The organism is Amycolatopsis aidingensis (genome assembly GCF_018885265.1).
Classification (GTDB): Bacteria; Actinomycetota; Actinomycetes; order Mycobacteriales; family Pseudonocardiaceae; genus Amycolatopsis; species Amycolatopsis aidingensis.
Genome location: NZ_CP076538.1, coordinates 711,747 through 724,696 on the forward strand (window position 1 = coordinate 711,747; position 12,950 = coordinate 724,696).

At 65.9% G+C, this 12,950-nt stretch carries 12 protein-coding genes; 2 read left to right on the top strand and 10 right to left on the bottom strand.

Annotation, left to right across the window (positions count from 1 at the left end; genetic code table 11):
- Positions 1-60 precede the first annotated feature (60 nt).
- The 7 genes from KOI47_RS03505 to KOI47_RS03535 form a co-directional block, all read right to left on the bottom strand.
- A complete protein-coding gene (locus KOI47_RS03505) occupies positions 61-1,263 on the bottom strand; it encodes a tyrosine-type recombinase/integrase (RefSeq protein WP_232376519.1) in 1,203 nt (400 codons plus the stop codon).
- A gap of 56 nt (positions 1,264-1,319) precedes the next feature.
- Positions 1,320-1,511 carry a helix-turn-helix transcriptional regulator gene (locus KOI47_RS03510; RefSeq protein WP_216213928.1) on the bottom strand — a complete coding sequence of 64 codons (192 nt, stop codon included), beginning with the start codon at positions 1,509-1,511 and terminating at the stop codon, positions 1,320-1,322.
- Positions 1,512-1,528: 17 nt separating this feature from the next.
- Complete coding sequence (locus KOI47_RS03515; protein WP_216213930.1) at positions 1,529-3,160, bottom strand: replication initiator; 1,632 nt, start codon at positions 3,158-3,160, stop codon at positions 1,529-1,531.
- Positions 3,160-3,555 carry a hypothetical protein gene (locus KOI47_RS03520; protein ID WP_216213932.1) on the bottom strand — a complete coding sequence of 132 codons (396 nt, stop codon included), beginning with the start codon at positions 3,553-3,555 and terminating at the stop codon, positions 3,160-3,162. The genes KOI47_RS03515 and KOI47_RS03520 overlap by 1 nt, the downstream gene beginning before the upstream one ends.
- On the bottom strand, positions 3,552-5,045 hold the full coding sequence (locus KOI47_RS03525) for an FtsK/SpoIIIE domain-containing protein (RefSeq protein ID WP_216213935.1): 1,494 nt from the start codon (positions 5,043-5,045) through the stop codon (positions 3,552-3,554). The genes KOI47_RS03520 and KOI47_RS03525 overlap by 4 nt, the downstream gene beginning before the upstream one ends.
- A 328-nt stretch (positions 5,046-5,373) precedes the next feature.
- On the bottom strand, positions 5,374-5,634 hold the full coding sequence (locus KOI47_RS03530; RefSeq protein ID WP_216213937.1) for an AMED_5909 family protein: 261 nt from the start codon (positions 5,632-5,634) through the stop codon (positions 5,374-5,376).
- Between the two features lie 541 nt (positions 5,635-6,175).
- A complete protein-coding gene (locus tag KOI47_RS03535) occupies positions 6,176-6,652 on the bottom strand; it encodes a hypothetical protein (protein ID WP_216213939.1) in 477 nt (158 codons plus the stop codon).
- A 139-nt stretch (positions 6,653-6,791) separates the two neighbouring features.
- Between KOI47_RS03535 and KOI47_RS03540 the strand changes: the two genes are divergently transcribed.
- The gene (locus KOI47_RS03540) at positions 6,792-7,541 is read left to right on the top strand and encodes a GntR family transcriptional regulator (RefSeq protein ID WP_216213941.1); all 750 of its coding nucleotides are present in this window, start codon (positions 6,792-6,794) and stop codon (positions 7,539-7,541) included.
- 62 nt (positions 7,542-7,603) lie between these two features.
- On the opposite strand, the gene KOI47_RS03545 is transcribed toward KOI47_RS03540, so the two are convergent.
- Positions 7,604-7,990, bottom strand: coding sequence for an SCO5389 family protein (locus KOI47_RS03545; RefSeq protein ID WP_216213943.1), 387 nt, complete (start codon positions 7,988-7,990; stop codon positions 7,604-7,606).
- Between the two features lie 958 nt (positions 7,991-8,948).
- Here KOI47_RS03545 and KOI47_RS03550 point away from each other — a divergent pair.
- Complete coding sequence (locus KOI47_RS03550) at positions 8,949-10,292, top strand: ApeA N-terminal domain 1-containing protein (protein WP_216213945.1); 1,344 nt, start codon at positions 8,949-8,951, stop codon at positions 10,290-10,292.
- Between the two features lie 153 nt (positions 10,293-10,445).
- On the opposite strand, the gene KOI47_RS03555 is transcribed toward KOI47_RS03550, so the two are convergent.
- Together KOI47_RS03555 and rlmB are read right to left on the bottom strand one after the other, a co-directional pair.
- On the bottom strand, positions 10,446-11,882 hold the full coding sequence (locus KOI47_RS03555; protein WP_216213948.1) for an MBOAT family O-acyltransferase: 1,437 nt from the start codon (positions 11,880-11,882) through the stop codon (positions 10,446-10,448).
- 110 nt (positions 11,883-11,992) lie between these two features.
- On the bottom strand, positions 11,993-12,949 hold the full coding sequence (gene rlmB, locus KOI47_RS03560) for a 23S rRNA (guanosine(2251)-2'-O)-methyltransferase RlmB (protein WP_216213951.1): 957 nt from the start codon (positions 12,947-12,949) through the stop codon (positions 11,993-11,995).
- Position 12,950 lies beyond the last annotated feature (1 nt).

A 12,950-nucleotide genomic window follows, 5' to 3' on the forward strand; every position in this document is an offset into this window, starting at 1 on the left:
GGTTCAGAACTGGTAGTAGTGGTCACGGTCTCCCTTCTGACCTGCGGTAATGGAGATCATTCAGGCCGCCAGGCCGTCATCGGGCCGTTCGGGGGAGCCAGGCCGGAACCCGAACGCCTTGTCGACAGCCCGCCGGGTCCGGTCCTTGCTGGACGGCATCAAGTGCGTGTACGTCCGCAGGGTGAAGCCCGGATCTGCGTGACCCAGGTACTCCGCGAGGGCAGTGATCGTCTCGCCAGCGTCGAGCAGGGTGGAGGCGTAGAAGTGCCGCAGCGCGTGGAACCCATCGACCCGCGAGACCCGGACCACCCCCGCCTTCTCCAGCGCGGGCACCCACGTCCACTGGTTGTAGACCGGCCGCCAAGCCGCTCTGCGGTCCCGGCTGTAGACGTAGACCGTCGCCGAGACGGGTTCACCATCCGGATGCTGCCATGGAAGCGTGACCGTGAGCGGAGGAAACCTCGCCGAGTGCTCACGGAGCGCGTGCGCCACCGAGTCTGGCAGCGGGATCTCACGCACCTTGCCCCGCTTGGGCGGTCCGAAGCACGGCTTGCCGTACACGATCTTGACCTGCCGTTGCACGGTCACGCTGCCGTTGCCGAAGTCCACGTCATCGACGGCGAGCCCGAAGACCTCACCCTGCCGCAGGCCGAGCCCGGCACCCAGCGTGACCGTGATCTTGTAACGCTCCGAGATCGCCTCGTGCACGGCATGTACCCGCTCCAGCGTCCATGGCACGATCTTCCGGGGCTGAATCTGTGGCTTGCGGACCGAGGACGCGTTGCACGGGTTCTTCCGGATCAGCTCATCGTCAATCGCCGCGTTCAGGATGGCCTGTACATGGATGAACAGCACCTGCCGGTAGCTCGCCGCCAGGCCCTGCTGTTGTAGCGCCCGGTCCCATTCCCTGATCACCGACGGTTTGATCATGTCCAGGTACTTGTCACCGAGGTAGGGGTAGACATGCTTCCGTAGCCGTACCCCGGTTGACTCGCGTGTGGACTCCTCGAACGTCTGCGACCGTAGCCAGCTTTCGCCGTACTCCCGGAACGGCACCTTCCCGGCGTCCGGGTCCGTGTAGCTTCCCCGGTTCATCTCGTGCTCGACCCGGTTCAAGAACTCCTCGGCCGCACGCTTTTGCTTGTCCGGGAACGACTTGCTGCGTTCCTTCCCAGTCGGGTCGACGTAGCGCACCTTGTAGCGCATGCCGACGCCGTACAGCTCGGTTCGTTCGAGCTCCGGCTTCCCACGCGCGTTGAACACTGGCTGACCGGACTCATCTTTCCTCGGCCGGTACCACCGATCTTGAATGTGTCCCATCAGGCTGCCGCCTCCTGATCAAGCCAGGTTTGCAGGGCAGCCCGGTCGTAACGCAGGTGCCGTCCGATCTTGCGGACCGGCGGTCCCTCGCCGCGCCATTTCCATTGGTAGAGCGTCTTCACCGGCACGCCGAGGTACGCCGAGACATCCTCGGCCGTCCATAGTCGCTCGAACCTTCGTGTGTGCTCCATGCCGTCCCCCTCCCCGGTCAGACCGCTTGCCGAGTTGCCGAAGTTTCTGCCCCGCCTGGCGGTCCCTGCGCGGCGAGCAGTGCCCGGTCGTATTCGGCCCGCCAGGAGATGCGTTCCGCGATCGCGTGCATCAGCAGATGCGCCCGGGGCGGCACGTTCGGGTCACCGGGTGGGACCTTGCGCCACATCAGCCGGGAGGTGTCCTGCTCGGGCTTCTCGATCCCGATCGCGGCCAGCGCGTCCCGCACGAACGCCTTGCGGTCCGCCTTGTGGTCGGCCAGGGACTTACCCGACCACTTCCGGGAGACCAGCACCCGCCGTCCGGGCAGGCAGAGGGTGGACCGCCGGTGCGCCCTGCTTTTGCAGTGGCCGGGTGTCATCCGGCCGTGCGCCCCTTTGGGTTGCACCCCGTACAGCAGCCACACCGCACACCGAGGCGAACACGGGGTCACAGCGAGTTCCGCGTGGAGCCGTTCGTGGTGTTCCCGCTGCCGCGCGCCCTCGGCTTCCACGACTTCGCCGGTTGCTTTGGTGAGGTACTTGGTCAGGTACCCGATGTGCCGCCCGGCTTCTTCGGTGCCGCCGAGGATGCCCTTGGAGTGCACCTGCCGCCCGAAGGCCACCACATGCGCGGGTTCCTCCACCGCATCCACCGCCGCATCCCAGGCGGTGAGGGGTTGCCGGGTGTCGGGGTCCACGAACCCACGAGCGCGCATGTCCCACTCGGGTAGCCGGTCACTGTCGTAGACCAGCTCGTCATGCTGGGGCCACCAGACTTGGTGGTAGGTGGCCGCGGTGACCTGCCGGATCACCTCATGCGGAACCGACCCCCGAATCGCCGTGTGCAGATGCGGAGCCGCCCGCTTCTGCGGTTCCACGGTGGCGAAGTACTGCACGTCCCACCCCACGACCCGGCGCAGGTTCTGCCACCACCGGTCGACCAAGGCGGAGAAGTGCACCGCATCCCGCGCCGCCCTGCGATAGTCGTAGGAGTCCGGGTCGACGGGGGTGCCGTCGTCGCGGACCCGGCCGTAGGTGTCCAGGGTGAGGGTGACGAACATGGATGGCCGGAACCGGCCCGCATACTCCCGCCCGACCGTGGTCTTGGCGACCTTCTTACGCGGCAGGTCCGGTGCGTCCTGTCGCCGCCGGGTGGACCGCTTCCGAGCCGGAGTCACGGCCGGTTCCGGGGAGGGCAGCCGTCCCCGCATCCCCGTCGCCCGTAACTCGTCATCCAGACCCCGGATGTCGTCGCGCAGCTCTTCGGCCTGCCCAGCCTCACCCTCGCCCAGGGCTTGCCGGTAGGCGTGCACGAGGTCCGCCCGCGCCTCCAGCAGTTCGGTCTGCTGCTGGGTGGGAGGCTCGGGGGTGAAGTCGGGTTCCTCGGTCAGGTGCCAGCCCTCGCGGCACTGCGCCTGCCGCAGCGCCTTCGCCTTCCGCGCACACGGCAGGCACACACTTTCCACGGTGCTGCCACACGGCACGGGGACGTAGCGCAGTTCCCCGGTGTCGGGATCGCCGACCTCCATGGTGAACGGCCGCACACACACCCCGTGCTTTTCCGCCGTGGCCGCCACCACCTCAGTCGATAAGGGCAGCCGCATCCGCTCCGCCCGAGTCCGGCCGGCGGCTTCTGACGTGGTGCTCATCAGGCGGCCACCTCCCCGGTCCACTCGTGCAGCAGCGAGAGCGGCGCATGCTGGGTCACCCCGGCGGTGAGGGTGGGGAACACGGCCGGGTCGTAGGCGAGCCCGCCCCAGACCTCGATCGGGAACCCGGAGGGCATCCGCCCGCACACGGTGACCAGCACCCCGTCTCCGGCGGTGGTGTAGCGGCGCAACTCAACATGCGGATGGTCGAGGGTGGCGGCCCAGGCCAGCAGCGCCCCGGCCAGCGCACCCCGTCCCGGCGAGAGGTGGACCTCCACCGGCCGATCGTCGTCCGCCGACACCCGCACCGAATACGGCCCCGGAAGGCCATACCCGTCCAGGTGCGCCCGGAAAGCGTCCAGGAACGGCCGCACGTCCTCTGTGGTGGTGTTCATGCCACTGCACCCCCATCCCGCTCGCCGCGCTCGGGGAACGACAGGACTTGCGCCCGATGGGTAGGCACCCCGGTCACGGTCGTGACCAGCTCATCCAGATCGTCATCAGTCACGTGGAACGCCCGGGCACGGAACGGTTCCCGCCGCCCGTCTTCCTTCGCCCAGGCGACACCCGGGGTCTGCTCCGAGATCTCATGCGCCGTCGCGCCCCGCTCACGCACCCCGTCCCCTAACACCATGTCGACCTGTTGCTTCTCATCCAGGCGCATCGCGATCCGGGTGGTGAACAGGTGCCGGAACCCCACCACCTCCTTACGCGGGTCTTGGAGCAGGCCGAGGACGCACACGCCCGGGGCGCGGCCTTGGCTGGTGATGGTCTGCACGGCCCTGGTCGCGCGTTCGCGCAGGGTTTTGTCCGGCTGGTAGGCGATCACGTCCGCCAGCTCGTCCACCACCAGCAGCAGGAACGGATCACCCGTCGACGGCGACCAGGACCGCAACCAGCCCCGATACCGCGAAGCCCGGGTCTTGACCTCGGTGGCGATGTCTTCCAGCAGCGCCACCGCATCCGGCCCGTTGTCGAACACCACCCGATTGCCGAACACTTCCGGAGCCTGCCCGAGTTCCATCCCGCCCTTCGGGTCGATCCCGTACAGCCGGACCTGCCCGGTGCGGATCATCGGCGCCAGGGCACGGACGATGGCCCACAGCAGTGAACCCTTCCCGGCGCCGGACACGCCCACGACGAGCAGGTGCCGGGCGAGCAGCCGCAGCCGCCACAGCTTCCCGGTCTCGGTGCGCCCGACCGGCAGCCGCTTCAGATCCACCCCGGCTGCATCGTCCGCCAGTGCCGGGGCCGGAATCGGCCGCTGGAGTGGGTCACGGTGCACGAAGTCCAGCTCCAGGCGACCCGGCTTGCGCACCCGCACCCGGCACGAGGACGCCTTGAAGGCATGCGCCAACCCCGAGGCGTGGGCTTCCCACTGCTCCGGCGCCTGGCCCTTGACCATGCGGACCCGCACCCGGTCCCGCCATCCCTCGGAGCGGACCCGGCCGAGTTTCGGGCGGTGTTCTTTGCCGCGTACGAGCTTGACCAGGTCTGACAGCCGCATCACCGACCGCCAGTCGGCCGAGTAGACCGCGAGTTGCCGGATCTCGGAGCGGGCCGGTCCGGCGATGCGCCAGAACGAGTCCGGATGCACCCGCCACCACACCACCAGCCCCACCGTGAGCCCGGCGACCGTGCCGCCCACCGCCCAGTGACCCGCGATCATGTCGAACCAGGCCGTCACCACAGCGGCGAGCACGAGCAGCGGGTAGCGCCACACCACCCGACCCAGCAGCGCCAGCAGCCACGCCAGCACCCAGACCACAGCGACCGGCAGACAGACGAGCTTGACCCAGCCGGGCAGCAGGGTCCACCACGGCAACCGAGGCCGGGCGATCTCCAACGGCGCCGGATCCACCCAGCGCGACTCCCGCGCACCCATCACCGACCACCCCCAACCACTGGGAGGGGTAGCGGGAGCCTGCCCGCGCACCGGTTGCAGGTGGCCTCGCCCGGCAGCAGCCGAGCGAACCTCTTGCAGGTGGCACACCGGGTTGGGCGCGGTTGGGGGACCCCCTCTGGCGCCGACCGTGGTGTGTTGTCTAGCCTTGCCATTGTTCTACTCCATGACGGGGTGAACAGCGCAGAACCGGCGAAGGTTGGTAGCCAGGGTTCCGGTTCTGCGTCTTACGTCCACAATCGACTGTTTCAGGACGTGCTTCACCACCACGCGAATCCGCGTGTCAATTAGTGTCTATTGTGGAATGTTGTTATTCGGGGTTGTTCTGCTGCTCCCTTGCCGCAGCCATCTTCTGCTCACACAGCTTGGCCTTGTGCAGCTCCTTGTCCCGCCAGTACTTCCCGGCCTCGCCCAGCGATTCGTACACCGCCGCGCACTGGCGGTAGAACGTCAGCCACACCGACAGATCCGCATCCCCGCGAGGCATGGCCCGGCCGATCATCTCGTGCGCCTCATCCGTGCTCCCGGGGCTGACCTCGGAGTAGCCGAGTCGTACTCCCACGGTGCTCACCTCCTTTCCGTGCTGTGTCGAGGAAGTCGGCCAGCTCAAGCGCGCCGTCGCTGAGTTGGCGAAGGAGCCGGACGAACGCGGGCCAGTGGTCCGGGTTGGGTGGCGGGAGAATGGCCAGGCTGTCCGGGTCGAGGTACACCACCAGACCCACCTGGTGAATCCCCAGACCGACCGTGTGCATCCCCGCTACCGCTTGCGGCCCGGGTGTCCACCGGGCGTTGAAAGTCATCGTCGGTTGCTCCGCTGCTTATCCTGTTCGCTGTGTGGCCCCACTGACGTGCCAGCCCTTCGAACGCCTGCGCTGCCGATTCGGCAGCGGCCACTGCCCACCACGGCAGGCCCCGGGTCGCCGCGATCTTGTGCCAGGCGTGCGCCACGTTGGCGCAGGCCCAGGTCATCTCCTGCGCCTCCGCCAGGGCGGGCGGGTGGCTGGACACCACCCGGCCCGACACCTCGCAGTACACGCTGTAGGCGTGCTCCCACGCCTTGACCAGCTCGTTGAAGGTCACCGACCGGTCACCGGTCTTGGGTGCCTGCGACCTCATGCCGCAGCCTTGCCCGACTCACCGGCCGCCGCCGTGTTCGCCGAGCTGCCGGAGCCCTTGCCCGCCGAGCGGCCACTACCGGTTGCCTTGAACCCGGTCGCGCGGAACACGTAGGACTGGTACTTGAACTCACCGTTGCCCGCGACCTTCGGCTCAGCCGTGAGCCCGTCCAGCTCGATCGGCCGCATACCCGGCAGCGCCTCCGTAGTGGTCGGTACCGGCTGCACGTCGGCGAGGAAGACCACCTCGAACGAGGCCCGCTTCGCGTTGGTCTCGCTCGGATCGGTCACCGTGACCTTCCACTGCCGCTTGCCGGTCCGCTCGTCCACCTTCTGCTTGGGCTGCCTGCCCCGCGCCCGCTCATCGTTGGACAGGTACTCGTTGTCCGGGGCGACCTCACCGACCATCACCAAGCCCTGCGGGAACGCTTCATCGAAGTCCACCGGGAACCGGAACCCCTTGGGGATCGCCATCAGTTGTCACCTTGCTCTCGTCGCTACTGCCTTGCTCCCTAGCCCTTGGTATGCCAAGGTGCATCTAGGTATACCAAGACTTGGTATGCCAAGTCAACTAGACTCGGCGCGCAGGCGCAGAGAGCTGAGGAGGAGCCCGGTGTCAGAGCACATGTACGAGCGGATAGCCGCCGCTTTGCGCGAGCAAATCGTGAACGGAAGCCTGCCCCCTGGCGAGCGACTACCGTCACAAGAAGCGCTGAGCGAGCAGTACGACGTGTCTCGCATTGTGGCCCGGCAAGCACTGGACATCCTGGAAAACGAAGGACTGATCGACCGGACCAAGCGCATCGGCGCGTTCGTCCGCCGGTACCAACCGCTGGTCAGGCGCTCATCCCAGCACTACCGCACCAACCCCGGCGCCCCCTTCGCCGAAGAAGCCCTCGCCGCCGAACGCATCCCCCGCTACAGCCATACCACCTACCCCGACCGGGCCGACGCCGACATTGCGAAGCGGCTGAACATCCCGGTCGGCGCCGACGTGATGCGCACCGACTACGTGTCCTACGCCAACGACGAGCCCATGATGCTCACCCACTCCTACGAACCGCTGGCGATCACCAAGGGCACCCCCATCGAGCGCCCCGAAGAAGGCATCCACATGACCGCCGGTCTGGTCGACCGGTTCACCGCGATCGACATGCGACCCACCCGCGTGGTCGAACGCCTGCGTTCCCGTATGCCCCGCCCCTCAGAGATCGAAGCGCTGCACCTGCGCCGAGGGACACCCGTGGTGATCGTCATGCGGACCACGCTCAAGGACGACACGCCACTGGAGACCGCCGACATCCTGCTGGACGCGCACCGGTTCGAGCTTGAATACACGCTGGACGTGCCGCCATTGCCATAACTGCATAGTTCGGGTACGACGAGCCTGCCGTGTTGGCTATCAACGCGGCAGGCTCTTTGCCGTCAGCAGTTCAGCAGCTCAGGCTTCTGATTGAGGATCTGCGAGCGCGCCGAGGTGAACTCGGCATACTCAGCGGTCGCGTCCGGCCGGAACAGCCCCACCTTGCAGCAGTTCTGAAACGCCAGTCGCATGTTGAAGTGGCGCTCCACCGCCGCCCGCATCGCATCACTGGCCACCAGCCGGAACAACTGACCCCACGCCTGCTCATCCGGCGGAACATCCCCGTTCACCACGAACGGACCACCATCCGCCGCCAGCTCACCGGCGGTGCGCTCCACCACCGACCAGGCGTAGGGCAGCGAGTCCTGAATACAGCGGATGAAGTCCTCATCCCGGATCTCACCAGCCTGCGCCTGATCAACCAACTCCGGCGGCACGGTCAACGACATGGACCTCTCCTCACTCGCGGAACACAAAAGGCCACCAGCAGTTAACCGCGCCGACCAGCACTGTGGCGACCGCCAAGCCGAGTGAACTTCTCTGACGCTCAGTCACCGCTTCCACGCTGGCGTGGTAGCAAGTTCGCCCTCTTGAACCGTCAGGAGGCTAGTCCTTGTCTATGCAGTCCTTGCAGCGACGGTAGTTGTTTGTCCCAGGAGCTTTGTTGTGCTGCGGAATCTGTCGTCCCGTAGGGCAGTCATCGTAGTCGTGATAGACGTCCGGGTCGGTCGGATTCTTGGAGTGGTAAGGCGACACTTTCATTGGTTCCTCCTGCGCTGTCCGATTGATCGACATGCAGTAACGAGCATCATGCGCCGTTTGGGCCATCAGCGGAACCCTACAAAACGAAAAACCGACGACGAATCGGTAACGTTGTTTTCTGACTCGGTTGATGCTTGACCTGTTGATGCTTGACCCCCGCGAATGCCTGCCCAGCTTTGCTAGCGTGTACAGGTGCGGCTGGTCATGTGCTGCCGAATTAGGCTCTAGGGGATCAAGGCGCGCCGCCAGCGGCGGCGCGCACGCGGCCCCTCACCCTGACAGCCCACGCCGCATCCATCGCGGCACACGCCGGGCTGCCGCTCCGCTCACGCCCGGCGGGCCGCGCGGCGCAGCCACCACAGGCGGTCCCCAGCACGCCGCCGCTGGCGACCCACATGACGCATAGCCAGCTCGGCAGACCTAGACACCCCTTCGCGCCACAATCGTCTTACGCCGCGCCGACCGCCTCAAGGGCGCCTACGGCGTCGCTCCGCGATGAGCTGCGCTCACCCTTGACCCGGCCAGCACGGCGCAAAGCAGCGGCAAGGGCGAAGGGAAGGAGACTCGCTGGCCATAGGAGCCTGTGCTCCCGTAACAGCACGCCTTCCGCCTGAGATATAGAGCCAAGTCAAAGGAGTGAGATCATTGGGCGAAAATTTGCTAGACGAAGGCACGACACGGATGGGTTGGCTCATTGATGACAACCCCGAGACTCCTGAGATAGCTGTCATGCTCAAAAATACCGGAAAGGAAATCGTCCTTACCGTTCCAACTAAGGGTCTGGCTAGTACAGATGACCCGTACGCTCTGTGGTTTTCGTCTGGCATTCACTATGCGGCAGATCCTGAAAAGGTTCGCCGCCAGTATAGGCCGCCGCGGGTGTTGTTATTTCAGGATAATGACGGCACGGTAGTACTGGTAGGCTGTCGTGACGCCGGGTTCACATCCACAGTAGGGGCAGGTCACGGAAAAATTGTCGCCAACTTTGCAATTCTTGGCGGTAAGAGCCTGCGATACAACAAGATTAACGGCGTGAGATCAGAACTTCCAGCGATTGTTGAGTGGACTGGACTGAGAAGCGTTCATGCGGACCCAGAAGCGGATAATCAGGGTCGCGTTCAGAAGGTCCAGATAAAACTAGAATCACCTAGTCCGTCCCCTCTAAATCGTCGAATGAACCTAAATTTGAGACCAACATGGCGCACTTCGTTCCCCCGTCATGCTGGAACATTCTCGGCGCATGACATTGTTCAGCTTGAAACTACATCAAGAAGGCCCATGGCCTGGAAAGATCACCTAGAACAACATGTTGCTATGAGGGACCTTATTGTTCTCGCAGGTTGGCATCCGTTCGGTTTCTCTCGTCTAGAGGTGAATCGAATCGACGATCCGGAGACGTTTCTAAGTGGAGACGTATCCGGGCCCCGATGGGCTAGGGTTGTCACTCATCGGGTCCAGAGACATGAAGAGCGTGATCGCAGAAATGAATTTTTGTTCAATTTTGACGACATTGGTTATCAAGGGGTGCGTAAATGGCTCAAGTTACGTTCTCATTTTGCACGCGCTATTGATCCGGTTGTTGCGCTGGCTGATCAGCAAGGTGGTTTTTGGGAAACTCGTATGGTCCAGAGTGGTATCGCACTTGAGGCGCTCGGGTATCAATTGGAGACCGACAACGGCGGCACGGAATTCAATAGCCGCGGGCAAATTACCTACATGGATGCACTCGGCAAAATTCTAGCCGATATGTCGTATATTCCAATAGATGATCCTGACGACTGGAAGCAACGCTCGCGTGAATGTTATATGGGTGTAAAACACGCGGACAATTCGACGCCGGATTCCTTGATTTTGGCTAATACATTACGTGAAAACTTGCTCGTTGTACGTTTCTGGCTAGCCTCTCGTCTTGGATGCAAGAAACATTCCTTGCGACGGCGACGTGATCTCGATCCATTGGCTGCCAGGTACGTTCCAGTTGGAGAGTAGGACACCGCACCTCTCATGGAACAACATGGCCAGGCCGTCTCCAGGCCGTCAGACGGTGGAGATGGACGAGAACCCGTGAGAAACGTCGAGAGGAATAATCGCAGCTCAGAGGTCCATTCGATCTTCGGTCGCCAGGCCGAGCCAGGCCGCCCGCTAGAACTGGTAGTACAAAAAGGGGCTGAAGGTGCCGGTGGCGACCAGGATGGCGGCGTAGGCGAGGCCAACGGTCATCACGGTGACGCGCAGCGCGGTGGCCGGGCGGCTGCGCGAGGATTCCAGCAGGGGGCCGGTCACCGGGTGCGCGGGCAGCGCGAACATGGTCAGCGCGGCCAGCAGGATCACCAGCCGCTGGTTGGTCAGCGAGGCGTCCACCAGATCGGTGAGGCCCTCGAAGTCGGGCAGGAACATGTGCCCGAGCATGGTCAGTGCCGAGCCGAGGTCGGCGGACTTGAAGAACACCCAGCCGAAGATCACCAGGACCAGGGTCAGCAGCCTGCGGGCGATCCGCGGGCCGGTGGCGCTGGGGGTGCGGTCCCAGCCGAAGGCGCGCTCGATGATCAGCAGCGCACCGTGATAGGCGCCCCAGACCAGGAAGGTCCATGCCGCGCCATGCCAGAAACCGGTCAGCACGAACACGATGCACAGGTTGCGATAGGTCTTGCGGGCGCCGCCACGGTTGCCGCCGAGCGGGATGTAGACGTAGTCGCGGAACCAGCGGGACAGCGACATGTGCCAGCGGCGCCAGAACTCGGTGATCGTCACCGAGGCGTACGGCCGCGCGAAGTTCTCCGGCAGCCGGAAGCCGAGCATCCGGCCGAGCCCGACCGCCATGTCCGAGTACCCGGAGAAGTCGAAGAACAGTTGCAGCGTGTAGGCCACCGCGCCGAGCCAGGCGATGCTGAAGGTCATCTCCTCGGAGGGGGTGGCGAAGCACGCGTCCACCATCGGCGCGAGCGAGTCGGCGATGATCGCCTTCTTGCACAGGCCCAGTGCGAACCGGGGGAATCCGGCCGCGATGTCGTCCAGCCGGTGCGAGCGCAGCTGCGGCAGCTGGTCGGCGATCTCCCGATACCGCACGATCGGTCCCGCGGCCAGCTGCGGGAACATCGCGATGTAGGTGCCGAACGCCACCGGGTTGCGCAGCGCGCGCCGTTCGCCGCGGTAGATGTCCACCACGTAGGAGATGTGGTGGAAGGTGAAGAACGAGATCCCGATCGGCAGCGCCAGCTCCACCACCGGAAAGTCCCCGCCGAGCAGCTGGGTGAAGGCCGCGATCTGCTCGGTGGCGAACCCGGCGTACTTCCAGATCACCAGGATGGACAGGTCGAAGGCGACCACCCCGACCAGCGTCCAGCGCCGCCGCCTTGCCGGCCGCATGCCCCACTCGTCGGGCTCCAGCGCGGGCCCGGCCAGGAAGTTGACCACCATGCAGGTGAGCAACAGCAGGGTGAACGCCCCGGCGCCGGTGGCGTAGAAGAGCAGGCTGCCGACGGCGACGATGCCGTTACGCCAGGTCCTCGGGCACACCAGCACGGCGAGCAGCACCGCCGGCATGAAGTACCACAGGAACAGTGGCGATACGAACGACATCCTGAGCGGGCCCCCTGGTCACGGTTTGGCAACGTGACCCTAGCCGAGGCCCTGGGCTGTCCGGGTGAGAACCGGCCGAATGTGCCGTTCGTTGCACCCGCGACGGGTGGTCAGGTGCGGCCGCGCACCCGGCGCCTGCGGGCCACCTCGGCGAGCAGCACGCCCGCCGCGACCGAGGCGTTCAGCGACTCGACCCCGGCCGCCATCGGGATGGACACCGTGGCGTCGCAGGTCTCCCGCACCAGCCGGGACAGCCCCCTGCCCTCGGAACCGACCACCACGACCAGCGGGTCGGTGGCCAGTTCGAGGCCGTCGATCTCCACCGAGCCGTCCGCGTCCAGGCCGACCAGCATGAGCCCTTCGTCGGCCCAGGATCGCAGCTGCCGGGTGAGGTTCGTCGCCACCGCGATCGGCAGCTTGGCCGCGGTACCCGCGCTGGTGCGCCAGGCCACCGCCGTCATCCCGGCACTGCGCCGCGCGGGCAGCAGCACCCCGTGCGCACCGAACGCGGCCGCCGAACGGATCACCGCCCCGAGGTTGCGCGGGTCGGTCACCCCGTCCAGCGCGACCAGCAGCGGCGGGTCGCCGGAGTCCTGGGCACTGCGCAGCAGGTCGTCCGGATGGCCGTAGTCGAACGGCGGTACCTGCAGCCCGAGCCCCTGATGCATGGCCCGGTTGGTCTTGCGGTCCAGCTCCTCGCGGGGCACCTCCAGGATCGAGATGCCCCGGTCCGCGGCGAGCTGCACGGCCTCCTTGATCCGGTCGTCGGTGTCCACATGCAGCGCGACGTAGAGCGCGGTGGCGGGCACCTCGGCCCGCAGCGCCTCGACCACCGGGTTGCGGCCCGCGATCAGCTCCGGCCCCTCGGCCTTGCCTGCCCGCGACTTCTCCGCCTTGGCCTTGGCCATCGCACGCCGCTGCGCCGGGTGCCCGGTGCGGTTCTCGGCCTTCGGCGTCGGGCCCTTGCCCTCGAGCCCCTTGCGCCGCTGGCCGCCGGAGCCGACGACCGCGCCCTTCTTCGTGCCGGGCTTGCGGATTGCGCCCCGGCGCCGGGAATTGCCTGCCATA